Source organism: Streptomyces sp. NPDC053076, assembly GCF_044546845.1.
In the GTDB taxonomy this organism is placed as follows: Bacteria; Actinomycetota; Actinomycetes; order Streptomycetales; family Streptomycetaceae; genus Streptomyces.
In genome coordinates this window covers 160,451-183,846 of the sequence record NZ_JBITZL010000009.1, presented here as the reverse complement: position 1 = coordinate 183,846, position 23,396 = coordinate 160,451, and the positions used below count along the sequence as shown (strand labels likewise).

Genomic DNA, 23,396 nt, shown 5'->3' with positions numbered 1-23,396 from the left:
CCGGTCGATCACCCGTCCTACGGACCGAGGGCGGTACCCCCAGCTTCCGGCTGGAGGTACCGCCCTCGGGCGTTCCCGTGTTCCGGTGCGTGCTCGCTCAGGGGGCGATGCGCAGGGCGGTGAACCGCGGCCGGGCGAGATCCTCCGCCTCGTCGCGGACGGCCAGCGACACGCCGCCGCTGGTGCGCGCCGACACCGGCTTGGTGGTGGCGCGGGCCGTCAGCGAGGTCCGGCCGTTGGCGGGGTGCGGGTTGATGTCGTGGTAGGCGAGGACGATCGGCGCGCTCGTGCGCGACACGGCTGCCATGGGCCGGGTGTCCGAGCCGGTGGCGGGCGGCGCGACCTGGTCGGTCACCGTGCGCCGCGTGGCGTCGTAGTGCCAGGCGGTGAGGAACGGGGGGCCCGGTCGATTCACCCGGTTGCCGGTCGGCTCGCCATATGTCGGGAGTCACACGCCACCCGCCCGGGAGGGGGAATGCGGGGGCCGCTCACCGGCATTACTTAAGGAGTTGCAACAATGCGCACGCACATACCAGCTGGTAACCCCGTCATTCGCGAGGAGCCCCCACATGACCGTCACCACGCCCCCCGTCTCCCGGGCGGCCCGTCTCCTCTCCCGCCCGATCGCGCTGAACGGCCTGACCGTCCCGAACCGGATCGTGATGGCGCCGATGACCCGCATGTTCTCCCCGGGCGGCATCCCCGGCGAGGACGTGCGCTCGTACTACGCGCGCCGGGCCGCCGCCGGCGTCGGCCTGCTCGTCACCGAGGGCACCTACGTGGGGCATGAGTCGGCGGGCCAGAGCGACCGCGTACCGCGGTTCCACGGCGAGGAGCAGCTGGCGGGCTGGGCGAAGGTCGCCGAGGACGTGCACGCGGCCGGGGGCACGATCGTCCCGCAGCTGTGGCACATCGGCATGGTTCGCAAGCAGGGCGAGCCGCCCTTCGCCGACGCCCCGGCCGTCGGCCCCTCCGGTCTGGTCACCGCGGGCGCCGAGCCGACCGGCAAGATCATGACGCAGGCGGACCTGGACGCCGTCATCGGCGCGTTCGCCCAGGCCGCGGCCGACGCCGAGCGCATCGGCTTCGACGGCGTGGAGATCCACGGCGCCCACGGCTACCTGCTCGACCAGTTCCTGTGGGAGGGCACCAACCGCCGTACCGACGCGTACGGCGGCGACCCGGTGGCCCGCACCCGGTTCGCGGCGGAGATCATCGCCGCGGTCCGCGAGGCGGTGTCCCCCGAGTTCCCGGTCATCTTCCGCTACTCGCAGTGGAAGCAGCAGGACTACACCGCCCGCCTCGCCGAGACCCCCGAGGAGCTGGAGGCCCTCCTCACCCCGCTCGCGGCGGCCGGCGTCGACGTCTTCCACGCCTCCACCCGCCGCTACTGGCTCCCCGAGTTCGAGGGATCCGACCTGAACCTGGCCGGCTGGACGAAGAAGCTCACCGGCAAGCAGGTCATCACCGTGGGCTCGGTCGGCCTGGACGGCGACTTCATCAACGCCTTCCAGGGCGAGGGCTCCCCGGTCAAGGGCATCGAGAACCTCCTGGACCGCCTGGAGGCCGACGAGTTCGACATGGTGGCCATCGGCCGGGCGCTGCTCCAGGACCCCGAGTGGGCGGCCAAGGTCCTCTCCGACCGCTTCGACGAGCTGAAGCCGTACGACGCGGCGGCGCTGAAGAGCCTGAGCTGACCGGGCCTTCCCCCGCGCCCGGCCGGCCGGCGGCCGGGCGCTAGAGGTTGCCCATGGGCTCGATGTCGACCCGCACCGGCGTCCCCCACACCCGCAGCACCTCGTAGTCCGTGAACTCGTGGACGAGCCGGTACGCCATGGCGGGCCGGGAACCGCGGCGCTGGGCCGCGAGATACGCCTCCGCCTCGTGCCGGTCCCGGCGGGGTGTACCGCACAGCTGCCACTCCTGTCCGTTCCACAGCTCCGGCAGCCATCGCTGCTGGGGCTGCGGGCGGTCGCCGCGGACGCCGTACCGGGAGGGCGCGGTGGGGACCGGCTCGTCCGGGCGGGGCCTGTTGCCCTGGAACTCCGACCGGCGCGCGGCCCGGCGCCGGGTCTCGCACAACAGGCACCGGTCGGGGGCGCTCTCGTCCACGGGCCCTTGCGGGTGCTCGGGACAGCGGGTGGCGGGAGCACCGGTGGTGACGCTGTCGTCCAGCAGATCGAGGGCCCGGCGCAGGTCGTTCCTGATCTCGTGCAGCCGGGCCTCCGGCGTGTCGGTGGTCAGGGCCTCCCCGTGCTCGCCGAGCAGCCGGAGAGCCCGTCCGAGGGCGGTGAGCTGGGCGTGGTTCATATCGGTCGGTCGCCTCCTCCCCTCCATGGTGCCCTGCCCCGCTCCGCACCGGCCGCCGAGCCTCGCACCGGCGAACCCTGGGCGGAGTCGTGAGCACGTCGACGACCCGCACGGCCCGTCCCCGTGCCGCCCTTCACCGCTTCGACGCCGGCCACCCCGGGACGACAACGCCCACCACCCATGGCCGCCACGGCAGTTGCCCCGCCGCTTCGCGGGGTCCGGCCGCCCGGGGAGGGCAAGCGAAGCCGAACAGGTACGCCGGCCGTGGTGGAGGCGCGGCCATGGCACCCGCCCCCCCGCCCCCGGCCCCCGGGCCCCGGGTCAGCGGGGCGCCTGCGCCAGCGCCGCACGCAGGTGGCCGCCGGACTCCTCCAGAAGACGGGCGGCCGTCGGGCCGTCGACGCCCGCGAGCAGGGCCAGGATCGCCTGCTTCACCTCGCCGCCGGTCTCCGTGAGGGCCTTCTCGATCTCGGCGTCAGCCGCGCCCGTGGCCTGGGAGACGATCCGGTGCGAGCGGGCGCGGAGCTTGGCGTTGGAGGCGCGCACGTCGACCATCAGGTTCCCGTACGTTTTGCCGAGCCGGATCATCGTGATCGTCGACAGCATGTTCAGCACCAGTTTCTGGGCCGTGCCCGCCTTCAGCCGGGTGGAGCCGGTGATCAGCTCCGGGCCCACGACGACCTCGATGCCGTGCTCGGCGGCGGCGCCGAGCGCGCTGTGCTCGTTGCAGGCCAGACCGATGGTCAGGGCGCCCAGGGCGCGGGCGTGTTCCACGGCGCCGACGGCGTAGGGGGTGCGGCCGGAGGCGGAGACACCGACCACGGTGTCGTCGGGTGTGAGCTTCAGCGCGTCGAGGTCCCGGCGGGCCAGCTCCGCGGAGTCCTCCGCGCCCTCGACGGAGGTGACCATGGCCGCGGGGCCGCCCGCGATCAGGCCGACGACCTGCTCGGGGTCGGTGTTGAAGGTCGGCGGGCACTCGGAGGCGTCCAGCACTCCCAGCCGCCCGGCGGTACCGGCACCGGCGTAGACGAGCCGTCCGCCGCGGGTCATGCGCTCGGCCACCGCGTCGATGGCGGCGGCGATCCGCGGCAACTGGGCCGCCACGGCGGCGGGTACGCCCGCGTCCTCGCCGTTCATCAGCCGGGCGAGGTCGAGGGTGGGCAACCGGTCGATGTCGGCGAGCTCGGGCCGGAAGGCCTCGGTGGTCAGGGAAGCCAACTGGCTGCGCAGGTCAGAGGAGGTCATTGGGGGCGGCTCTCTCCGTGACTTTCCGATCGGGGGGCGGTGAACCTACCTGAAGGCGCGGGGCTGTGTCCGGCACGCGGCTCCGATCCCGCAGACACCCACAGCACTCACTCCTGTGGTCTAGCGCGAGGCACTCCGGTGCCGGTGGGCCAACGCCTCGTACGACGCGGCCAGCGCCGGGGCCGCGGTCTCGTACGTCTGCTGCGCCACGCCCACGAACAGACAGTCCACGACCAGCAGCTGGCTCGTCCGGGAGGACATCGCGGCGGGCCGCAGCTCCGTCTCCCGCGAGGTCGACGTGGTCAGCACGAGGTCGGCGTACTGGGTGACCGGCGAGTCGGGTCTGCCGGTGATCGCGACGGTGGTCGCCCCGTGCTCGAAGGCGACCCGGAGCGGCTCGATGACGTCCCCCGTCGACCCGGAATGGGTGATCGCGATCGCCACGTCGCCCGAGCGCAGCTGCACCGCGTTGGTGACCGCGAGGTGCGGGTCGCTGTGGGCGTGGGCTATGAGCCCTATCCGCAGCAGCTTCTGGGTGAGGTCCTGGGCGACGAGTCCCGACGCGCCTATGCCGTACACATCGGTGCGCCGGGCGGCGGCCAGCGCGGTGACGGCGCCGCCCAGCTGCACGGTGTCGATTCCGGCGGCCGTGTCGGCGAGGGTCTGCTGCTCCTCGTAGGCCAGTTTGGCGACGACGTCGGCGATGGGGTCGTCCACCGCGATGTCGGTGGTGATCGCGGGTGCCCGGCCCGACTGCTGCTGGGCGGCCAGGCCGGCGAGGGCGAGCCGCAGGTCGCGGTAGCCCGGATAGCCGAGCAGCCGGGCGGTGCGTACGACGGTGGCCTCGCTGGTGCCGGTGAGTTCGGCGAGGCCGGTCACCGTGAGTGCGGCGCAGCCGGCCGGGTCGTTCGCGACGGCCTCGGCGACGCGCTGCATGGACCGGGTCATGGAAGGGGCGAGCGTGCGCACCTTGGCGGCGAGCGAGCCGCCGGGACTGCCGAAACTTTCCTTCATGTCCTGGGTCACGAATGAAAGATATTTTCGGTTCGGTGTCGCGGTCAAGAGTGCGCACAATGGGGTGCATGGACCCCATCACCCCCCTGGAGCAGGCGTTGCACGCGGCCCGCGCCCTGGTACTCGCGGATCTGGTCGCGGGCCAGGTCGCCGAGGCGGACGTCGTCTCACTGGTGGAGGACGCCGTCGCCCAGCGGCGCTGGTGGGTCGAGCAGTGGCCGGAGGGCGCGACCTTCGTCGCCGGGCTGGTCGCCCAGGACGTGCAGGACGCGCTGCTGGACCGGTACGGCCGCTGGCCGCTGTGCCCGGTGTGCGGCTCCGGCGACCCGCACGCGCTGGACGTGGAGCCGGAACTGGGCCCCGACCCGCACTGGGTGTGCCACAAGGCGGGCGTGAAGGTCGCGTCCGTGGGTTCGCTGGGCTCGGCCACCGGCGGGATGGCCTCGTCGTGACGCTCTACATCGACCCGCCCTCCTGGCCCGGCCACGGCCGCATGTGGTCGCATCTGGTCAGCGATGCCTCGTACGACGAACTCCACGCGTTCGCCGCCGGGTTGGGCGTGCCGAAGCGGGCCTTCGAGCGCGATCACTACGACCTTCCCGCACACCGCTACCCGGACGCGGTGGCCGCCGGAGCGGTGGAGGTCAGCAGCCGCGAGGTGGTGCGGCTGCTGCGGGCGTCGGGCCTGCGCCGGCGGAAGAGGCGACAGGCTTCCTGACCCTCAGCTCCGGCGGACGTAGAGCAGGAGGGCGGCGTCCAGGTCGTGCTCGTTCTGGGCGATCCGTTCCTCCTCCACGGTCGCCCGGGTGAACCCGGCGCGGGTCGCCACGCCCTGGGAGGGCGCGTTGTCGTGCTCGATGGTCAGGGAGACCTGGTCGACGTCCTCCCGGGCCAGCGCCCACGCCGTCAGCGTGCGCAGCGCCTCGGTCGCGTAGCCGTTGCCGCGGGCGCCCACGGCGAGGTCGTAGCCGATCTCCACCCGCCCCTCCTCGTCCGGGGCGCCGTGGAAGCCGATGCCGCCGACGGCCCGGCCGTCCTCGGGCCGTACGAGGGCGAAGACCCCGAACTCCGGCCGGTGCGCACCGGCTTCGTACGCCTTCATCAGATGGGAGCAGGCTTCCCGAGTGCCCTCGTACGGGCCGCCGTCGATCCAGTCGAAGCCGCCCGTGCCGCCCAGGCGCAGATCGTCGGCGGCGGCCGGTCGGATCCCGGTCAGGATGACGCGTTCGGCGGGGACGACCAGGTTGTTGCGCCAGCGCCACCGGGTGACCGGGGCGCGGCCGGGCAGCTCACCGCGGCCGGTCGCCCACAACAGGGTGGGCCAGGGTGCGGGGCCGGGCTGGACGTGCGGGAAGAGCCAGGTCAGGACCGACTCGGCCAGCTCGGCGGGCGGCTCGTAGGCGAGGCCCAGTGCCCGGGTCATGTCGTGCGTGTGCAGCAGGACTTCGGCGACGCCCATGGCGGCGAAGCCGACCCGGTCGGCGCTGCCGAAGGGGTAGGGGTGGAAGCCGCGGACGCCGGGCGCGGCGGTGCGGACCGCCGCGGCGAGCAGCGCGCCGGTCGCCTCGACGACATGCAGCAGGCCGGTGTTGTCGGTGCCGTCGTCGAGGGTCAGGGCGAAGGGGACGTAGCCGGTCTGGGCCCGCGCCGCCAGGTTGGCCGCGTACGCGACGAGATCGTCGGCGACATGGACCGCCGTGTCATGGCAGGTCCACTCCAGTCCGGCGGCCTTCACCCCTTTCCAGTCCCGGTCCACCGCCGGCCGCAGTGCCGCCACGCAGCCCGCGACCGCCTCTTCCACCTGATCCCCGCCCATGACACGCATGGGTCGCACACTAGGCGGCCCGGACCGCTCAGGTCGACAGCATTTCCAGCTCGCCGGCGAGGTTGTGGCGGGCCGTCGCCTCCCACTTCTCCTGTCCGTAAGGGGTCCTGAACAGGCGTGGCAGATCCAGGAGTTGGCGCAGGACCGCGGCCCGCCCCGCGCGGAAGGCGTCGTTGGGGACGAAGTGGTACTCCGCACGGACCTCGGCGGTGTAGACGGCGTACGCCGACGGGGGCGTGGCCAGGATCGCGAGGTCGGCGTCGCACAGCACCTGGCCGTCGCGGTCGTCGTCGGCCGGGTCGTGGGTGACGGTGAGCCGGACCAGCCGGGCCACCTCGGCCGTGGTGCCGTCCGGCACGCCGGCCTCCGGCAGGGCGCGCTCGGCCAGCCGCGCGGACCGTTCCTCGTTCTCGGAGCGTTCGGGCAGGTAGACGGCGTCGTGGAACCAGGCGGCCAGGCGGACCACGTCCGGGTCGGCCGCGTAGGTCTCCAGGACGTCCACGTGGTCGAGTACGGCGGTGAGGTGGGCCACCGTGTGGTAGTGGCGTTGCGGCTCCTGCCAGCGGGCCAGCAGCGCGTCGGCGTAAGGGGCGGGGTCGGGGCCGCCGCCGGGGGCGCGGGCTGCTTCCAGGGTGCGGGCGAAGCGGAGACGCAGGGCGTCGAGGTCGGCCATGGGCCCCATTCTTCCGCGCCGGCCGACGACCGGCCTCCACCGGCCCGGCGGTCAGCCGGTGCCTTCCGTGCCGGCTCTTCGGGGCGGTTGCCCGCGGTGCCTTCCGTGCCGGCTCTTCGAGGCGGTTGCCCGCGGTGCTTTTCGTGAGGGCCTTCCGGGGCGGTTGCCCGCGGTGCCTTTCGTGCCGGCCCTTCGGGGAGGTTGCCCGTCGTTCAGCTCGTGACGGACGCCCGGACGCGCCCTTAGCGTGATCTCCATGACGGACATGCTGGAAGTGCGCGATCCCGAACTCCCCGGACGGCTGCTGGCCGCCGAACGCGACGCCCTCGTACCGCTGCTGCGTTCCCGCCCCGACGCCGATTTCTCGCTGCCGACGGCCGCGTGCCCCGGGTGGACGGTGCGGGATGTGCTGGCGCACTGTTCCGCCGCGCTGATGCGGGTGGTGGAGGGCCGGCTCGGGAAGGGGGCGTTCTCGCCGGAGTCGAACGACCGGGACATAGCCGACCGGGCCGACTGGACGAACGCGCGGGTCGTGACGGAGCTGGAGCGCGGGATGACCGAGGCCGGGCCGGTGATCGCCCGCGGGGACGGGGAGCTGGACGTGATCGCGCTGGGGGAGTGGGTGCACGCCGGGGACGTGCGGGAGGCGTGGGGGGCGCCGGGGGCCTACGCGGGGGCCGGACTGCCGGACGCGCTGACCTTGCTGGCGCGGGTCACCCGGGAGAGGGAGCGCGTGCCGCTGCACGCCGACCTCACCGATGTGGACGAGCCGCTGCGGCTCGGGGCGGTGGCCGCCGGCGGTCCGCCCGCCCGGTACATAGGGGACGCCGCCACGCTCGTACGTCTGTACGCGGGACGGCCGGTGACAGATGGGACGTATGAGCTGGCCGGGGCCCGTGAGGCGGAGTTGAACATCTTCGGGTGAGTGGTGGATCCGTGGCACTCCGGGACCCGCGTACTCTTAAATTGGACTAGACCTATAGTCGCCCGATGAATGCCGATGAATGGGGTGCCATGAGCAAGCGTGCAGTCCTGGAGGTGATCGCCCTCGACGTCGAGGACGCGGTCGCCGCCCAGGCCGGAGGCGCGGACCGGCTGGAGCTGGTCACCGAGATGGCGGCCGACGGGCTCACCCCCTCGCCCGCCACCGTCGCCGCGATCCGTGCCGCCGTCGACATCGACCTGCGCGTGATGCTCCGCCTCGCGGACGGGTTCGCGGCCGGAGACGTGGACCGGCTGGTCGGGGTGGCCGGTGAGCTGCGGCAGGCCGGGGCCGACCAGTTCGTGCTCGGCTTCCTGGCCGCGGACGGCGGTGTCGACCTGGCCGCGGTGGAGCGGGTCGTCGGCGCGCTGGGCGGCTGCCGGTGGACCTTCCACCGGGCGATCGACCGGGCCGCCGACCGGGACGCCCTGCGCAAGCAGCTCGCCGACCTGCCCGGCCTGGACACCTACCTCACCGCCGGCTCCGCCGCGGGCGTGGACGACGGCCTGCCCACCCTGCTCGCGGAGGCGACGCACGACGGCGAGCCCGGGTACGAGCAGCAGATCCTGGTCGGCGGCGGACTGCGCCTCGACCATGTGCCGCGGCTCCGGGGCGGCCGGATCGAGGCGTTCCACATCGGTGGCGCGGCCCGCCCCGACGGCTGGCGTGGGCCCGTCTCGGCGGTCGCGGTCGCGCAGTGGCGTACGGCGCTCGACGGGGACGCCGGCTAGTCCTTCACCGGGTGCAGGCACACGGTGGACATGCCGTCCACGCTGTACTGGAGGTAGGCGATGTAGTCCCCGGTCGCGCAGTAGCCGTTCTTCGGCTCGGTGATGAGGTACTGGGCGTCCGCGGAGTCGCAGGGGACGTTTCTGAGGTCCTGGTGGGGCCACTCGCGGTCGTTGTGCGCGCACGCACCGATGGAGAGCGGCTCGCGGTTCTTCCTGGGCTGGAAGTGGACGCCGCTCGGCTCGGTCGAGGAGCCGATGGACATCAGGACGGGCACGGCGATCACCAGCGCGGCGAGCGCGCCGAGCGGGAGGAGCCCGATCAGGCCGGCCGGCCGCCTCAGCACCGGGCGCCCGGGGTCCAGCGGCGGGCGCCAGGCGGCCGTCGCCGGTGCCGGGAGTTTGCGGATCCGGGCCAGGGCGCCGAGGTTGACCAGCAGGGTGACCGGGGTGATGAGCATCGACAGCGCACCCCACCAGCCCCGCGCCAGGGTGTCCGACTGCATCTGCCGGAACACGGCGAGTCCGCAGGTGCGGCACAGCACGCCCCGCCGCCGCAGGAACCGCATGACCACCACCATGCCCTGGTGCCCGCGGACCGTCACCGGCGCGGCGGGCAACGCCCCGCACACCTCGCACCCGGGTCCGGGGCCAGGTCCGGGCCCGGGGCCAGGACCGGCGACGGGCGGATACGGCGCCGGGGGTTGCTGGTGCGAGCCGGGGGGCTGTTGGTACGCGGGGGGTTGCTGGTGCGAGCCCGGGAGCTGTTGGTACGCCGGGGGCTGCTGATACGAACCTGGAGGCTGTCGGTAGGCGCCCGGGGGCTGGTGGTACGTACCCGGGGGCTGTCGGCAGGCGCCCGGGGGCGGCTGCTGCGGTCCCGGCTGCTGCTGGTCGGGGTACGCGGAGTGCGGAGGCGGCGAGCTCAACGGGTGCCTTTCCAGGGGGACATGCCGGAACGGCACAGCACCCTACTCGGCGAGCTGCGCGGGCAGCGGCGCCGAGTGCGTCACGGTCAGGCCGGACACCGCGCGGGTCAGCGCCACGTACAGGCGCCGCAGCCCGGTGCGTTCGTCCGGCTCGCCGGCCACCACCGCCTGCGGCTCGTCCAGCACCACGTAGTCGTACTCCAGGCCCTTGGCGAGCGAGGCCGGGACGAGGGTCAGCCGCGTCTCGCGGGTGGTCTCCTCGCCGGGTGCGAGGAAGGGGATACCGGCCGCCGTCAGGGCCTCGGCGAGGTCCGGAATCCGGGCGTCGGCGGCGATCAGGCCGGTCGACCCCTCGTTGCGCAGCGACTCCGCGCACGCGGCGACGACGTCGGTGGTCCCCGTGGCCGCGCGGACCTCGAAGAACCCCGGGTTCTCCCGGACGGAGGCGACCGGGGTGAGACCGGGCGCGATGTGCGGCAGCAGCCGGGAGGCGTACGCGATGACGTCCGTCGGCACGCGGAAACCGGCCGTCAGCTCCTCGACCGCCCCCTCCGGCTTGCCGAGGTGGTCCAGCGCCTCCGCCCAGCTCCGGGTCGCCCACGGGGTCGTGCCCTGCGCGAGGTCGCCCAGCACGGTCGCGCTGCCGGTGGTGCAGCGGCGGCCGACGGCCCGGTACTGCATCGGGGACAGGTCCTGCGCCTCGTCCAGCACGACATGGCCGAGCGAGTGGGTGCGCTGGACCAGGTCGGCCACCTCGTCGATCAGCACCGCGTCCGCCGCCGACCACTTGGCCGACTTCACACTGCGCACCGGCTTGGCCCACAGGATCGTCTGCCGCTCGTCCTCGTCCAGGATCCCGGCGGCGTGCTCGGCGAGGAACTCCGGCTCACCGAGCAGCCGCAGCACCAGCTTCGCCGGGTCCACGGCCGGCCAGACGGCCTTCACGGCCGCCTTCACCGCGCTGTTGCGGGCGACCGCGTCCTGCACCCGGTCGTCCGGGGCCTCCCCGGACCGCTCCATCTGCACCAGCACCGCGTGCGCGATGCGCTGCGGCAGGGCCTCGCGGGCCGCGCCGTAGCGGATGTCCCGGGCCAGCAACTCGCGGACGATCTGCTCCAGTTCGTACGCCGGAACCCGCCAGCGGCGCGAGCCGCGCACGACCACGACCGGTTCGGTGGGCATGGTCACGTGCGCGTACAGGGCACGCCTGAGGACCTCGGCCATCCGGGCGTCGCCCTTGACGAGCGCGGCGGCCGCGTCGTCCGTGCCGCGCACCTCGACCGTGGCGACGAGGTCGTCCACCGTCGCCTGCCGGACGCTCAGCTCGCCGAGCGCGGGCAGGACCTGCTCGATGTAGTGCAGGAAGGACCGGTTCGGTCCGATGACCAGGGTGCCGGTGCGGGCGAGCCGTTCCCGGTGGGCGTAGAGCAGATACGCCACCCGGTGCAGGCCGACGGCGGTCTTCCCGGTGCCGGGGCCGCCCTGCACACAGACCGTGCCGGACAGACCGGAGCGGACGATCTCGTCCTGCTCGGGCTGGATGGTGGCGACGATGTCCCGCATCGGGCCGACGCGCGGCCGTTCGATCTCCCGCTGGAGCAGCTTGCTGGTGGTGGCGGCCTCCGACGGATCGGCCGGGTCGGAGAGGTGCTCGTCCTCGTACGCGGTCAGGTCGCCGCCGGTGTAGCCGAAGCGCCGGCGCAGTCCGACGTCCATGGGGTCCTTCTTGGACGCCCGGTAGAACGGCTGCGAGACCGGTGCGCGCCAGTCGATGACCATGGGATCGCCGCCGGCGTCGTGCACATGCCGCCGCCCGATGTAGAACTGCTCTCCCTCGGCGCCCTCGGCCTCTTCCGCCGCCGGGGCGTGCAGGTAGTCGAGCCGGCCGAAGAACAGCGGGGTGTGACTGAGGTCCGCCAGCGCCTTGATGCGCTCGTCGATCTGGCGGGCCAGCACCTCGGCGTTGACCCAGTTCGCGGTGACGTCGCGGATGTCCAGGGCCTCCACGTCCTCGCGCATGGCACGCAGGGCGGCGCGGGACGCGGCGAGGTGGGAGCGCTCTCGGGAGAGGGGGTCGGCCGACTGGTCGGCCGGCCGGCCGACGGACGATTCGTGGGCTGGCGCGGACAAGGGGGTGCCTCCGGTGGGCCTGCTGTGTGGCGACGACGACGATGCCGTCCGGTTTCCGGCCGGGCGGCGGCGCTCCGAGGGGGAGGCGGGCAAGAGCGAGGATTCTAGTGAGGCGGCGGGACGCGCGCCAATGAGTTTCCGTCCGGCCGTCCCCTAGGGGACGGGGGCCTTCCGGCCTAGGGGCGGGGTCCATCCGGAGATCTACTGGGACCCATGGACCGATGCACGTCTTATGTCCGACGTTCCACCATGGAGGCATGAGCGCAGCGACCATCACTCCAGCTTCCGTCCGGCCGCCGACCGGGGCCACGGCCGTGGACGGCCCGCACCACCATCCGCTGGGCAACGCCCTGCGAGCCATGAAGGTGTTCGTCGAGGCGGCGTTCAGCGTCGTCATCCTCGGCGAGTACGGCGAGGAGGCGGGCATACGCCGCAGATGACGGCATAGGGTCGCGTCCGTGCGGAAACGGATGGCCCTGCTCCTTCTCGCCCTCTCCCTCGCCTCCTTCGTCACGCTGTGCGCCCTGCGCGGCGCACCCATGGCCGATCTCCTCGTCTACCGGGCCGAGGGCGCGGCCGTGGCCCACGGCACCGATCTCTACGGGTTCACCATCACCGAGTGGCGGCTCCCCGCGACCTATCCGCCCTTCGCGGCGATCCTCTTCGTCCCGGCGTCCTGGCTCCCCGCACCAGTCGTGAAAGCGGCGTTCCTGGCGGGCAACGCGCTCCTGCTCGCCGTCTTCGTCATCCTCTCCGCCCGTCTGGCCGCGCGCTCCCTGCCCCTGCCCCTGCCCCTGCTCTGCACGGCCACCGCGGGCGCGCTCTGGCTGGAGCCGGTCTTCCAGACGCTCCTGTTCGGCCAGATCAACCTGGTCGTCGCCTGCCTGGCCCTGTGGGACCTGACCCGGCCGCCGGGCGCCCGCGCCAAGGGCCTCGCCCTCGGGATCACGGCCGGCATCAAGCTCACCCCGGCCGTGTTCGTGGCCTACCTGCTCCTGCGCGGCCGGATACGGGAGGCGGCGACGGCGACGGCGGCCTTCGGCGCGACGGTCGCGCTGGGTGCCGTCCTGCTCCCGTCCGCGAGCGCCGACTTCTGGACCCGGCGCCTGTACGAGACCGGCCGGGTGGGCAAGGCGTGGATCGTGGACAACCAGTCCCTGCGGGGGCTGGTCGCACGCGCCCTGGGCGACCCCGAGCCGGGCCTCGTCTGGGCGGTCCCGGCGGCGGCGGTCGCGGTGACGGGCCTGGTACTGGCGGCCCGTGCCCGCCGGGACAGCCACGGCATCCTGCTGACCGCGTTCACGGCCCTGCTGATCTGCCCGATCAGCTGGACCCACCACTGGGTGTGGTGCGTGCCGCTGCTCGCCGTGCTGCTCGCGGAGGGGCGCATCCGTACGGCCGCACTGGTGGCCCTCGTCTTCACTGCCCGCACGATGTGGCTGGTGCCCCACGAGGGCCCCCTGGACCTGGAACTGCCGTGGTGGCAACAGCCGTTGGCGGCCGCATACCCTCTTGTGGCGCTCGGACTGCCCTTCTCGTGCGACGCCGTGATCAGCCGTCGTCCGATCGTGTCGACCGAGCCGACGGAAAAACCGGCCCCGGCCCCGAGCCCGAGGTGAAGGAGTTCCGAGCCCGAGGAGACCGAGGAGACGAGGAGACCGAGGAGAAGGAGTCCGGACCGGCCTAGCCGTCGGCCAGGATCTCGTCCGCGTCCACGATGCGGTAGGCGTAGCCCTGCTCGGCCAGGAAGCGCTGCCGGTGGGCGGCGAAGTCCTGGTCGAGGGTGTCGCGGGCGACGACCGAGTAGAAGTGCGCCTGGTGGCCGTCGGCCTTGGGGCGCAGCACCCGCCCGAGCCGCTGGGCCTCCTCCTGCCGGGAGCCGAAGGTGCCGGACACCTGGATGGCGACCGTGGCCTCGGGCAGGTCGATGGAGAAGTTGGCGACCTTGGACACCACCAGCACGCTGATCTCGCCCTGACGGAAGGCATCGAAGAGCTTCTCGCGCTGGGCGTTGGAGGTCTCGCCCTTGATGACGGGGGCGTTCAGGTGCTCGCCCAGCTCGTCCAGCTGGTCGATGTACTGGCCGATGACGAGGATCTGCTGCCCGGCGAAGCGGCGGACGATCGCCTCCGTGACCTTCCGCTTGGTCGCGGTGGTGGCGCAGAAGCGGTACTTCTCCTCCGTCTCGGCCGTCGCGTACGCCAGCCGCTCGGAGTCGGTCAGATTCACCCGGACCTCGACGCAGTCGGCCGGTGCGATGTAGCCCTGCGCCTCGATCTCCTTCCAGGGCGCGTCGAACCGCTTGGGTCCGATGAGGGAGAACACGTCCGACTCCCGGCCGTCCTCCCGCACGAGGGTGGCCGTGAGCCCCAGCCGGCGGCGCGCCTGGAGGTCGGCCGTGAACTTGAAGACCGGCGCGGGAAGCAGGTGCACCTCGTCGTAGAGGATCAGCCCCCAGTCCCGGGAGTCGAACAGTTCCAGGTGCGGGTAGACGCCCTTCCGCCTGGTCGTCAGCACCTGGTAGGTGGCGATGGTGACGGGGCGGATCTCCTTCTTCGTGCCGCTGTACTCGCCGATCTCGTCCTCGGTCAGCGAGGTCCGCTTCACCAGTTCGTGCTTCCACTGCCGGGCGGAGACGGTGTTGGTGACGAGGATCAGCGTGGTCGACTTCGCCTGGGCCATGGCCCCGGCACCGACCAGCGTCTTCCCGGCGCCGCAGGGCAGCACGACGACACCGCTGCCGCCGTGCCAGAAGTTCTCCACGGCCTGCTTCTGGTACGGGCGCAGCGCCCAGCCGTCCTCCAGCAGCTCGATCGAGTGCGCCTCACCGTCGACGTACCCGGCGAGGTCCTCGGCCGGCCAGCCCAGCTTCAGCAGCGTCTGCTTGATCTGCCCGCGCTCGGAGGGGTGCACCACGACGCTGTCCGGGTCGATCCGGGCGCCGACCAGCGGGGCGATCCGCTTGGACTTCAGCACCTCTTCCAGCACCGGCCGGTCGGTGGTGGTGAGGACGAGTCCGTGCGCGGGATGCTTGCTGAGGGTGAGGCGGCCGTAACGGTCCATCGTCTCGGCGATGTCCACCAGCAGCGCGTGCGGCACGGGGTAGCGGCTGTACTGCACGAGGGCGTCGACGACCTGCTCGGCGTCGTGCCCCGCGGCCCGCGCGTTCCACAGGCCGAGGGGGGTGACCCGGTAGGTGTGGATGTGCTCGGGCGCCCGCTCCAGTTCGGCGAAGGGCGCGATGGCCCGCCGGCAGTCGTCGGCCCGCTCGTGGTCGACTTCCAGGAGCAGGGTCTTGTCGGACTGGACGATCAGTGGACCATTCACGCGCGGCACACCCTTTCCACAAGGCCAAACGTCCAGTGTGCCTCATCGAGACGAACTGTCCGGGGCTCAGGTGGCCGCACGCCCACGACCTGCGGGAACGTGCGCTCAGTCATCCGCGAGTTCCGCGACCCCCGTGACCCGGTGCAGCGGGTACGTCCGCACCTCGTCCGCCGTGTGGTCGTACGCCGTCACGAAACCGCCCTCCACCCGGATCGGGGCGATGACCCGCTGACTGGCGGCGCCCTCGGCGTTGACGTAGCCGATCCACACGGAGTCACCGGTCAGCACGGCGGCCTGCATGGTGGCGAGGGTCTCGGCGGACGAGGTCCGCGGCAGCTCGCCGCCGGCGAGCGGCTCGCCGGCGGGCTTGCGCGGGGCGGTGGCGGCCACGTCACCGGCCCGGATCGCGCGGATCGCCGCCCCGAGCAGCGTGGCGTCGGGCGGTGGCGGCCCCTCCGGCACCGGCTCGGGCGCGGTGCGCGGCGGAGTGCGACGGGCGTGGGCTCGGCTGATCAGGACATCACCCTCCGCGGACTCGGCGGCGGGCGCGTACCCCATCGCGCGCAGCCCGTCCAGCAGCGTCGCCGGATCGGTCGGGGCGGCCAGTACGGTCGGCGCCAGCCGGCGCAGCCGCAGGGCGGCGGCCCGCTTGTCGGCGAGGATCTCGTTGAGCAGGGCGTCGTCGTCGCAGCGCACGTACGCCGAGGCCGCGCCGATCCGCAGATGGCCGTGTCTGCGGGCCACGTCGTCGATCAGATAGGCGAGCGGCTGCGGCACCGGGGTGCGGGAGTGCTCGGTGAGGAAGGCGTGCAGGTCGGCGGCGGTCCGTCCGGCGTCCAGGGCACGCCGGACGGACCCGGGCGTGAACCGGTACACGGTCGCGCCGCCCTTGGACTCCACGTCCGCCAGCACGTCCAGCATGTCCGCCAGCGGGCGTCGCAGCGGGCCGGGGGCGACCGCCGTCAGGTCGGCCTGGAGCAGGACGTGGTCCAGCGGCTCGGGCAGCAGCGGGGCGAGCAGCCGGGCCGCGGCGGCGGTGGCGACGGCCTGCTCGGCGGCGGAGAGGGGCGCGAGCCGGTCGGGCGTGCGGTGGTGGTGCACCGGGAGCTTGTCGCCGGGCCCGGCGGAGGCCGGGGCGCCGGTCCCCGCCGTGGCGGACCCCGCGGAGTCGGATCCGGCAGCGGCGGCCGGCGCCCCGAGCAGCGCGCGTCCCTGCGCCGCCAGCGCCCCCCGCCCGGTCACGCCCAGCAGTTCCGCCTCCGACAGGGTCCAGCGGGCCAGCCGGGAGCGCAGATCGTCCTCGCCGTCTCGCTGGATCCCCCGCAGCGGCCGTTCCCAGCGCAGCCGGGCCAGCACCGACTCGGCGTCCGGGGCCGCGCCCCGCGGCAGCCCGGCCAGCAGGGCCAGCACCCGGTGCCGGACCTCGGGCGCGGCGGACCGGTCGAGCCCCGGGCCGAGCGCCGACAGGGCCCGGTCCTTGGCGTCCCGGCCGCCCACCAGCCCCGGAGTACGGGTGGCGGTCAGCCAGGTGTGGGCGAGCCGGGCCCAGCGCTCGGCCGGTGGCTGCTCCAGCCACTCGTCGTAGGCGGGCGTCGCCGCGTACCGCTCGTCGACCTCCCCGTCGGAGGCGATCAGGCCGGCGGCGTACGTCAGTTCGGCCCAGAAGGCGGCGACCGGCTCGGACACGTCCAGTGCCACGGCGGTCCGCTTCAGGTCGCGCACGCTCAGTCCGCCCGCCCGCAGCACGGCCGGCCCGCCCTCGTCCCAGTCCTTCAGCAGCTCCTCCACGGTGGCCAGCGCGGTGTACGCCTGCCCCGCCGCGGTGGCGTCCACCACCTGCGGACTGTGGGCCGCGGCCGGCACCACGGCGGGCGGCTGCGGTTCGGGCGTGCGATGGGCGCGGCCCGCGCGCAGGTGCAGGGCGACCTCGCGGGGCAGCACGACCGTGCCGGGGGCGGTCGGCAGCAGCAGGCCGCGGTCCAGCAGCCAGCGCAGATGTGCCGCCGGTTCGGCGGTGACCTGCCCGTACGGCGGCCCCCACACCAGCCGGGACAGCACCTCCCGGGCGGGTTCCGGGGCCCCGGCGAGCAGCTTCGCCATCTTCTTCCGGTGCGTGAACAGCCCGGTCAGCGCGGTCACGGCGGACACCGAGTCGTGCGTCGACGGCAGCCCGGCCGTCGACACGATCTCCTGGATCCGCCCGGGCGACATGCCCGAGGTGGCTTCCTGCACGGTCGGCCCGAGCCCGGTCGGGGACGGATGCTGCGGTGAGGGCGCGAGCAGTTCGCGGGCGGTCCGCACCAGCCGCAGCCGGTCGTCGTCACCCCACACCAGCGCCTGCTCGCGCAGGGTGCCGACGGCCCTCGGCAGTGCGTCGGCCACCGTCTCGTCGCCGGCGTCCCCGGCCATCAGCCCGAGCAGGGTGTCGTACGACGCCGGGTCCGGGGCCACGGCCAGCGCCTCCGCGGTCTGCAGCGCGAACCGGTCCAGCCGCTCCAGCGCGCGCAGCACCGAGGCGCGCGTGCCGGCGCGCGTGGCGAGCTGGGTGAGATCGGTGGGTACGGGGGTGATGAGGTCCGGGCGGCTGCGCAGCAGCCCGGCCAGGGAGGCGTCGTCCCGCGCGCGGAGCGCCTCCGCGAGGGACCGAGGGGCTGAGTGGGCCTCAGGGCTCATCCGGCCAACGTTAGCGGACATCCCGCCCGCACCGGAGAGACCGGCCCCGCCCAGCCCGCCCGGCAGCCGGGGTGAGAGCCGGAAAGACACAGCCTGTCCGGCGCTCGGGTGGGGGTCGCAGGGGCACACGGCGCGTCCGGTGTTCGGGTGGAGGTCGGAGGGGTACACGGCGCGTCCGGTGTTCGGGTGGAGGTCGGAGGGGTACACGGCGCGTCCGGTACTCAGGGTGGGGGGCGCAGGGGCACACCGCGTCCGGAGTTCGGGTGGAGGTCGGAGGGGTACACGGCGCGTCCGGTACTCAGGGTGGGGGTCGCCGGGGCACACGGTGCGTCCGGTGCTCGGGAGGGGGCGGGAGGGAAGGAACACTGTCCGGTGCTCGGGTGGGGGTCGCAGCGGCACACGGCCCGTTCGGTGCTCGGGAGGGGGTCGGAGGGCGAGGCGGGGTCTTGGGGGTGGTGGGCCCGGGACGGTCGGCCCGACCCGGGCAACCGGGGAGAAGCGGTACCGTCCTCACCGGGGTTTCAGTCGGCGCACCCCGGAGGGGTTCCGTGGGGATCGAGAGCGATCAGGTCGTCTACGAGTATCTGAGTCGCGTCGGAGACATCGCCCAGCAGCGTCAGCTGCCGTCGGCGACGCGGATGCGGCTCGTGTCGGAGCTGCGGAACGAGATCGACCGGTGCCGGGCGAAGACGACGGTGGACTCACCCGCCGCCGTCCGCCGCATCCTGGACGGTCTCGGCACTCCGGACGAGGTGGTCGCGGTGGCCGGCGGCACCGGCGGTCTCCCGCAGCCGCCCCCCGCCGCCGTACCGGAACAGCCTTCCCCGGGGAAGCGGGCGCCGGAACCGGTGGAGCGGGAGCGGCCGAAGGGACTGCGCCGGGTCGTACCGCGCCCGCGGCCCGCCGAGCCCGAGCCGCCGATGCGGCGGGGCACCGCGGCCCCACCGCATCTCGCCCCCGCGCATGAACTCGGGGACAGCGTGGCAGCGCCCGACTGGTGGCGCGTGAGCACCGGTGGCGTCCTGGGGGACACCGACCCGGTGCCGGGATTCGTCGGCGGTGTGGAGATCCCGGATCTGCTCAGACGGCCCCCCACGGACGCTCCCACAGGGGCTTCCGCGAAGGTCCCCCCAGGGGCTCCCACCGACGAGGCGGCCCAGCTCACGGCCGGCCCCGCCGAGACCGCGCCCGAACCCGCCCCGCGCCGCCGCCGTTTCCTCCCCGGGCCCGCCGCCGGCTGGTCCAACCCCCTGCTGCTGCTGGCCGCAGCCGCGCTCGTCGCCGGAACCGTGCTCGGCAACTGGTTCGCGCTGCTCCTGGGCTGGGCGATCGCCTACGGCTCCCGGCGGCTGACGGCCGCGGAGACCAAGTGGGCGGTGATGGTGCTGCCGGGCACGGCGGTCACGGCCGGGCTGGTGTGGCTGTGGGGGCGCAACGACGGCCGCTGGGGGGAGCCGATCGCCCAGGGCCACATGAACGACGCCGTCGGTGAGACCTGGCCGTGGGTGGTGCGGGGCGCGGCGGTGGCGTCGGCCGTGTATCTGGTGTGGCGCTCGCAGCGGAAGAGGTAGTGGGCCGCGGTGACGGGTCGGCGCCGGGTGTATGACCGGCCGTCAGCCGTCAGCCGTCAGCCGTCAGCCGTCAGCCGTCAGCCGTCAGCCGTCAGCCGTCAGCCGTGAGCCGTGAGCCGTGAGCCGTGAGCCGTGAGCCGTGAGCCGTCAGCCGTGGGCCGTGGGCCGTGAGCCGTCGGCCCACCGCGGGTGCGCAGGGCAGGGCGGGAAGACGTCCGGTCGCCGTCCGCGATGAAGCGGCAGGGCCGTGACCGGCTGGTCGCGTGGTTCCCCGCGCCCCTTCAGGGCGCTTGCGGTGCGCCGGTGTCTGTCGAGCAGGCCCGCCCGCACCCCCCCGACGGCGGCACCCGGCACAATGTGCCCCATGGCCTCCACCCTCACCGTCGGCTTCGACCTCGACATGACCCTCATCGACTCACGGCCGGGCATCCGTGCCTGTTACCTGGCCCTGGCCGAGCGGACCGGGACGTTCATCGACGCCGATCTGGCGGTGACCCGGCTCGGACCGCCGCTCGTGGAGGAGTTGATCCAGTGGTTCCCGGCCGAGCGGGTGCCGGAGATGGCCGATCTGTACCGGGAGATGTACCCCTCCATAGCCATCGCCGCGACGCCCGCCATGGACGGCGCCCGGGAGGCGATCGACGCGGTACGCACGGCCGGCGGGCGGACGATGGTGGTGACGGCGAAGTACGAGCCGAACGCCAAGCTGCACCTGGCCCACCTCGGCATCGAGCCGGACGTGGTCGTCGGTGACCTGTGGGCCGAGCAGAAGGCGGCGGCACTGCGCGAGTACGGCGCCGGCGTGTACGTCGGCGATCACGTCGGCGACGTGCGCGGGGCCCGTGCGGCAGGTGCGTTTTCGGTCGCCGTCGCGACCGGCCCGTGCCCGGCCGAGGAGCTGAGGGCGGCCGGTGCGGACGTCGTCCTGGCCGGTCTCTCCGCCTTCCCCGCGTGGCTCTCCGGCTACCGCGAGGCGCCCGGGGCCGCACCCCGCGCCTGACGCCGGCCGGCGGTGACCGACCGCAGGACACCGGCACCGGCGAGGAGGAATCCGACGGCCATGAGCATGCTCAGACCGAACATGTAGGTCGGAAAAGGCTTCGCTCCGAAGAACAGCGGGGCCACCGTGACGAGGGTGGCCACGGCCCCGAGGAAGAAGACGACGGCACCGGCGCGGATCAGTCGGTCACCGGGCACGGCGGAATTCGCTTGGGTTTTGTCACGCACCGGACCAGGGTAGTTCCCTGCGCGAGAGAACAACCGGGGGACGTCTTGTCACCCGCCCGAAGACCATTAGCCTTGGTAGCGCTCGGTATCGGCGGGTCATGGTCGACCCGCCCCAGTGCTATCAAGAGCCGTTTCCGAAGTAGTTTTCCAACGAGTACGAGGACGAGGACAGACGTGCCTACCGGCAAGGTCAAGTGGTTCAACAGCGAGAAGGGCTTCGGCTTTCTCTCCCGCGACGACGGCGGTGACGTCTTCGTCCATTCCTCGGTTCTCCCCGCCGGAGTCGATGCGCTCAAGCCGGGACAGCGCGTGGAGTTCGGCGTCGTCGCCGGTCAGCGTGGTGACCAGGCGTTGTCGGTGACCGTGCTCGACCCGACGCCGTCGGTCGCCGCCGCCCAGCGCAAGAAGCCGGACGAGCTGGCGTCGATCGTGCAGGATTTGACGACCCTTCTCGAGAACATCACGCCGATGCTGGAGAAGGGCCGTTACCCGGAGAAGACTTCCGGCAAGAAGATCGCCGGTCTGCTCCGCGCGGTCGCCGACCAACTGGACGTCTGAGCCTCCTGCCCGGGCCCCCGGAATCGGGGAATCCGTCAGGGAAACACGAGCGCATCCGGGCCGAGGGGCGGTACGAGCCCCTCGGCCGCCGCACGTGTGAGCAGGCCGCGGATCGCCGCGTGGCCGTCCTCGCCGAGGTCGGCGGTGAACTCGTTGACGTACAGCCCGATGTGCTGGTCGGCGACGGCCGGGTCCATCTCCTGGGCGTGCGCCATGACGTACGGCCGGGAGACCTCCGGGTCGTCCCAGGCGGCCCGCACGGAAGCGCGGATCGAGTCGGCGAGCCGGCCGAGCGTCTCGGCGCCCAGCGAGCGCTTGGCGATGATCGCGCCCAGCGGGATCGGCAGCCCGGTCGTCCGCTCCCAGTGCTCGCCCATGTCGGCGAGCTTGTGCAGCCCGTAGTCCCGGTAGGTGAACCGGGCCTCGTGGATCACCAGGCCCGCGTCCACCTTGCCGTCCCGCACGGCCGGCATGATCTCGTGGAACGGCATGACCACGATCTTGCCGACCCCGTCCGGCAGGGTGTCCGCGGCCCACAGCCGGAACAGCAGGTAGGCGGTCGACCTCTCGCTCGGCACGGCGACCGTACGGCCCGTCAGGTCGGCCCCGGCCTCCCGCGTGAGCACCAGCGGCCCGCAGCCCCGCCCCAGCGCGCCCCCGCACGGCAGCAGCGCGTACTCGTCGAGCACGTACGGCAGGACGGCGTACGACACCTTCAGCACGTCGAACTCGCCGCGCTCCGCCATGCCGTTGGTGATGTCGATGTCGGCGAAGGTCACGTCCAGCGCGGGGGCGCCGGGGACGCGGCCGTGGGCGAGCGCGTCGAAGACGAAGGTGTCGTTCGGACAGGGGGAGTACGCGATCTGCAGCGGCTCATGCGTCATGTGCGTTCCAACTCTCCAGTGCGGGGGCGAGCTTCCCGAAACCCTCGGTGAGGGCGGCGAGGGCGTCGCCGATGCGCCAGGCGGCCCGGTCGCGGGGGCCGACCGGGTTGGAGACCGCGCGGATCTCCAGGACGGGCACACCGTGCGCGGCGGCGGCCTCCGCCACCCCGAAGCCCTCCATGCCCTCGGCGAGCGCGCCGGGGTGCCGGGCGCGCAGGGCGGCGGCGCGGCCGGCGGTGCCGGTCACCGTGGAGACGGTCAGGATCGTGCCGGTACGGGCGCCGGTGGCCTCGGACACGACTCGTACGAGTGATTCCGGCGGGCGGTGGGTGATGGTTCCGAAGCCGAGTTCGGTGACCGGCAGGAAGCCGTCGGCGGTCTCCGCACCCAGGTCGGCCACGGTGATGGCGTCGGCGACGACGAGCGAGCCGACGGGCGCCCCGGGGGGGAAGCCGCCGCCGATCCCGGCCGAGACGGCCAGGGCGTAGGGACGGCCGGCCAGCGCGGCGGCGGTGAGGGCGCCCGCGGTGCGGGCGGCGGCGAGCGCCGGACCCACGCCGGCGGCGAGCAGGTCCCAGCCCGCGGCCGTACGCCACAGGGTCGCGCCCGGCAGCCGTACCTCCTGGGCCGCCGCGGGCAATGCCCGGGCCACCGCGTCCCGCTCGGCGGGGACGGCGGTGGCGATCAGGACCGGGGCGGAAGACGTGATCAGGACTTCTTCAGCTTGAAGGACCAGTAGCCCTTCTTCGTCTTCTCACCCATCTGGATCGCGAGCGTGTTGGTGTCGCCCTGGGTGCCGTACTGGAGGTTGAAGAACGCGCTGCTCGGGATCGTGCGGTACGTCTCCTTGCTGGAGTCCGTGAACTGGCGGCCGTTGACCAGCACGATCCAGCCCGCGTCCGCGATCTTCGTGTCGACGCCGATGCGGACGGTCTCGTCCTGACCGACCTTGATCGACTTGGCGTCGCCGGCGTTCTTGACGCAGTCCTTCACCGAGTCGGCGTCCAGCGCCTTGCCGTCGTTGTAGCAGAGGGCCTCGGAGTTGACCGAGTCCCGGCCGACGGTGATCGTCGCCACGGGCGACGGCTTGTCGCAGGCCGACAGGACGAGCAGTCCGGCGGAAACGGCACCGGCGACAGCGACGGCGCGGCGGCGTCGCACAACGGATTGCAGCGTGGTCATGGCCGAAGGCTATCGGGCGGCCGGAGCCGTCCGCCCACGTGGGGTCCGGCGTGCCCGGTTCGTTACGCCACGCGTGCCCGCGACCGCGCCGGGAGCGGGAAAGCCGTGCCCGGATCGTTACGCCGGTCGGTGTCGTAC

Annotated in this window: 24 protein-coding genes; 10 read left to right on the top strand and 14 right to left on the bottom strand. The window is 73.4% G+C overall.

The window, feature by feature from the left end:
• Positions 1-97: 97 nt before the first annotated feature.
• A complete protein-coding gene (locus tag ACIGYR_RS31665; protein WP_399606023.1) occupies positions 98-415 on the bottom strand; it encodes a hypothetical protein in 318 nt (105 codons plus the stop codon).
• Between the two features lie 154 nt (positions 416-569).
• Between ACIGYR_RS31665 and ACIGYR_RS31660 the strand changes: the two genes are divergently transcribed.
• Positions 570-1,697, top strand: coding sequence for an NADH:flavin oxidoreductase (locus ACIGYR_RS31660; RefSeq protein WP_399606026.1), 1,128 nt, complete (start codon positions 570-572; stop codon positions 1,695-1,697).
• Between the two features lie 40 nt (positions 1,698-1,737).
• On the opposite strand, the gene ACIGYR_RS31655 is transcribed toward ACIGYR_RS31660, so the two are convergent.
• The 3 genes from ACIGYR_RS31655 to ACIGYR_RS31645 all read right to left on the bottom strand — a co-directional run bounded on the left by ACIGYR_RS31655 (position 1,738) and on the right by ACIGYR_RS31645 (position 4,581).
• On the bottom strand, positions 1,738-2,310 hold the full coding sequence (locus ACIGYR_RS31655) for a hypothetical protein (RefSeq protein WP_399606028.1): 573 nt from the start codon (positions 2,308-2,310) through the stop codon (positions 1,738-1,740).
• 321 nt (positions 2,311-2,631) lie between these two features.
• Positions 2,632-3,555, bottom strand: coding sequence for an N-acetylmuramic acid 6-phosphate etherase (gene murQ / locus ACIGYR_RS31650; RefSeq protein ID WP_399606031.1), 924 nt, complete (start codon positions 3,553-3,555; stop codon positions 2,632-2,634).
• Positions 3,556-3,675: 120 nt separating this feature from the next.
• Positions 3,676-4,581: a MurR/RpiR family transcriptional regulator gene (locus ACIGYR_RS31645; RefSeq protein ID WP_391846573.1), complete on the bottom strand. Its 906-nt coding sequence runs from the start codon at positions 4,579-4,581 to the stop codon at positions 3,676-3,678.
• A 56-nt stretch (positions 4,582-4,637) separates the two neighbouring features.
• On the opposite strand from ACIGYR_RS31645, the gene ACIGYR_RS31640 reads away from it, so the two are divergent.
• Both ACIGYR_RS31640 and ACIGYR_RS31635 read left to right on the top strand, forming a co-directional pair.
• On the top strand, positions 4,638-5,021 hold the full coding sequence (locus ACIGYR_RS31640) for a hypothetical protein (protein ID WP_391846575.1): 384 nt from the start codon (positions 4,638-4,640) through the stop codon (positions 5,019-5,021).
• Entirely contained in the window at positions 5,018-5,287 is a 270-nt protein-coding gene (locus tag ACIGYR_RS31635) for a DUF4031 domain-containing protein (protein WP_391846577.1), read from the top strand. The genes ACIGYR_RS31640 and ACIGYR_RS31635 overlap by 4 nt, the downstream gene beginning before the upstream one ends.
• Positions 5,288-5,290: 3 nt before the next feature.
• On the opposite strand, the gene ACIGYR_RS31630 is transcribed toward ACIGYR_RS31635, so the two are convergent.
• Both ACIGYR_RS31630 and ACIGYR_RS31625 read right to left on the bottom strand, forming a co-directional pair.
• Entirely contained in the window at positions 5,291-6,385 is a 1,095-nt protein-coding gene (locus tag ACIGYR_RS31630) for a GNAT family N-acetyltransferase (RefSeq protein WP_399606360.1), read from the bottom strand.
• Positions 6,386-6,422: 37 nt separating this feature from the next.
• Positions 6,423-7,067: a hypothetical protein gene (locus tag ACIGYR_RS31625; RefSeq protein ID WP_391846579.1), complete on the bottom strand. Its 645-nt coding sequence runs from the start codon at positions 7,065-7,067 to the stop codon at positions 6,423-6,425.
• 265 nt (positions 7,068-7,332) lie between these two features.
• Here ACIGYR_RS31625 and ACIGYR_RS31620 point away from each other — a divergent pair, with 265 nt between their 5' ends.
• Together ACIGYR_RS31620 and ACIGYR_RS31615 are read left to right on the top strand one after the other, a co-directional pair.
• A complete protein-coding gene (locus tag ACIGYR_RS31620) occupies positions 7,333-7,992 on the top strand; it encodes a maleylpyruvate isomerase family mycothiol-dependent enzyme (protein WP_399606362.1) in 660 nt (219 codons plus the stop codon).
• Positions 7,993-8,081: 89 nt separating this feature from the next.
• Complete coding sequence (locus ACIGYR_RS31615) at positions 8,082-8,780, top strand: copper homeostasis protein CutC (protein WP_399606036.1); 699 nt, start codon at positions 8,082-8,084, stop codon at positions 8,778-8,780.
• On the opposite strand, the gene ACIGYR_RS31610 is transcribed toward ACIGYR_RS31615, so the two are convergent.
• On the bottom strand, positions 8,777-9,397 hold the full coding sequence (locus tag ACIGYR_RS31610) for a hypothetical protein (protein WP_391846582.1): 621 nt from the start codon (positions 9,395-9,397) through the stop codon (positions 8,777-8,779). The two genes, ACIGYR_RS31615 and ACIGYR_RS31610, sit on opposite strands and share 4 nt — an antisense overlap.
• Before the next feature lie 351 nt (positions 9,398-9,748).
• Complete coding sequence (locus ACIGYR_RS31605) at positions 9,749-11,836, bottom strand: HelD family protein (protein WP_399606038.1); 2,088 nt, start codon at positions 11,834-11,836, stop codon at positions 9,749-9,751.
• A 257-nt stretch (positions 11,837-12,093) separates the two neighbouring features.
• Here ACIGYR_RS31605 and ACIGYR_RS31600 point away from each other — a divergent pair, with 257 nt between their 5' ends.
• Complete coding sequence (locus ACIGYR_RS31600) at positions 12,094-12,276, top strand: hypothetical protein (protein ID WP_399606041.1); 183 nt, start codon at positions 12,094-12,096, stop codon at positions 12,274-12,276.
• Between the two features lie 30 nt (positions 12,277-12,306).
• Positions 12,307-13,455 (top strand): glycosyltransferase 87 family protein, encoded by a 1,149-nt coding sequence (locus ACIGYR_RS31595; protein ID WP_399606365.1) that lies wholly within the window; start codon positions 12,307-12,309, stop codon positions 13,453-13,455.
• A 64-nt stretch (positions 13,456-13,519) separates the two neighbouring features.
• Here the strand turns inward: ACIGYR_RS31595 and ACIGYR_RS31590 are convergent, their stop codons facing one another.
• Positions 13,520-15,163, bottom strand: a complete 1,644-nt coding sequence (locus tag ACIGYR_RS31590; protein WP_399606043.1) for a DNA repair helicase XPB — start codon at positions 15,161-15,163, stop codon at positions 13,520-13,522.
• Between the two features lie 105 nt (positions 15,164-15,268).
• Positions 15,269-17,836, bottom strand: coding sequence for a helicase-associated domain-containing protein (locus ACIGYR_RS31585; protein ID WP_399606045.1), 2,568 nt, complete (start codon positions 17,834-17,836; stop codon positions 15,269-15,271).
• Positions 17,837-18,384: 548 nt separating this feature from the next.
• On the opposite strand from ACIGYR_RS31585, the gene ACIGYR_RS31580 reads away from it, so the two are divergent.
• The gene (locus ACIGYR_RS31580) at positions 18,385-19,407 is read left to right on the top strand and encodes a hypothetical protein (protein WP_399606047.1); all 1,023 of its coding nucleotides are present in this window, start codon (positions 18,385-18,387) and stop codon (positions 19,405-19,407) included.
• 355 nt (positions 19,408-19,762) lie between these two features.
• Positions 19,763-20,407 carry an HAD family hydrolase gene (locus ACIGYR_RS31575; protein ID WP_399606049.1) on the top strand — a complete coding sequence of 215 codons (645 nt, stop codon included), beginning with the start codon at positions 19,763-19,765 and terminating at the stop codon, positions 20,405-20,407.
• Here ACIGYR_RS31575 and ACIGYR_RS31570 read toward each other — a convergent pair.
• Positions 20,371-20,634: a hypothetical protein gene (locus tag ACIGYR_RS31570; protein WP_391846596.1), complete on the bottom strand. Its 264-nt coding sequence runs from the start codon at positions 20,632-20,634 to the stop codon at positions 20,371-20,373. The genes ACIGYR_RS31575 and ACIGYR_RS31570 overlap by 37 nt on opposite strands.
• Before the next feature lie 174 nt (positions 20,635-20,808).
• Between ACIGYR_RS31570 and ACIGYR_RS31565 the strand changes: the two genes are divergently transcribed.
• Complete coding sequence (locus ACIGYR_RS31565; RefSeq protein WP_067009872.1) at positions 20,809-21,192, top strand: cold-shock protein; 384 nt, start codon at positions 20,809-20,811, stop codon at positions 21,190-21,192.
• A 35-nt stretch (positions 21,193-21,227) separates the two neighbouring features.
• Here the strand turns inward: ACIGYR_RS31565 and ACIGYR_RS31560 are convergent, their stop codons facing one another.
• The 3 genes from ACIGYR_RS31560 to ACIGYR_RS31550 are packed head-to-tail and all read right to left on the bottom strand — an operon-like array spanning position 21,228 to position 23,258.
• Entirely contained in the window at positions 21,228-22,076 is an 849-nt protein-coding gene (locus ACIGYR_RS31560) for a 1,4-dihydroxy-6-naphthoate synthase (protein WP_399606053.1), read from the bottom strand.
• Complete coding sequence (locus ACIGYR_RS31555) at positions 22,066-22,785, bottom strand: futalosine hydrolase (protein ID WP_399606367.1); 720 nt, start codon at positions 22,783-22,785, stop codon at positions 22,066-22,068. Before ACIGYR_RS31555 ends, ACIGYR_RS31560 begins: the two co-directional genes overlap by 11 nt.
• Positions 22,785-23,258, bottom strand: coding sequence for a DUF2771 domain-containing protein (locus ACIGYR_RS31550; protein WP_399606056.1), 474 nt, complete (start codon positions 23,256-23,258; stop codon positions 22,785-22,787). The genes ACIGYR_RS31555 and ACIGYR_RS31550 overlap by 1 nt, the downstream gene beginning before the upstream one ends.
• Positions 23,259-23,396 lie beyond the last annotated feature (138 nt).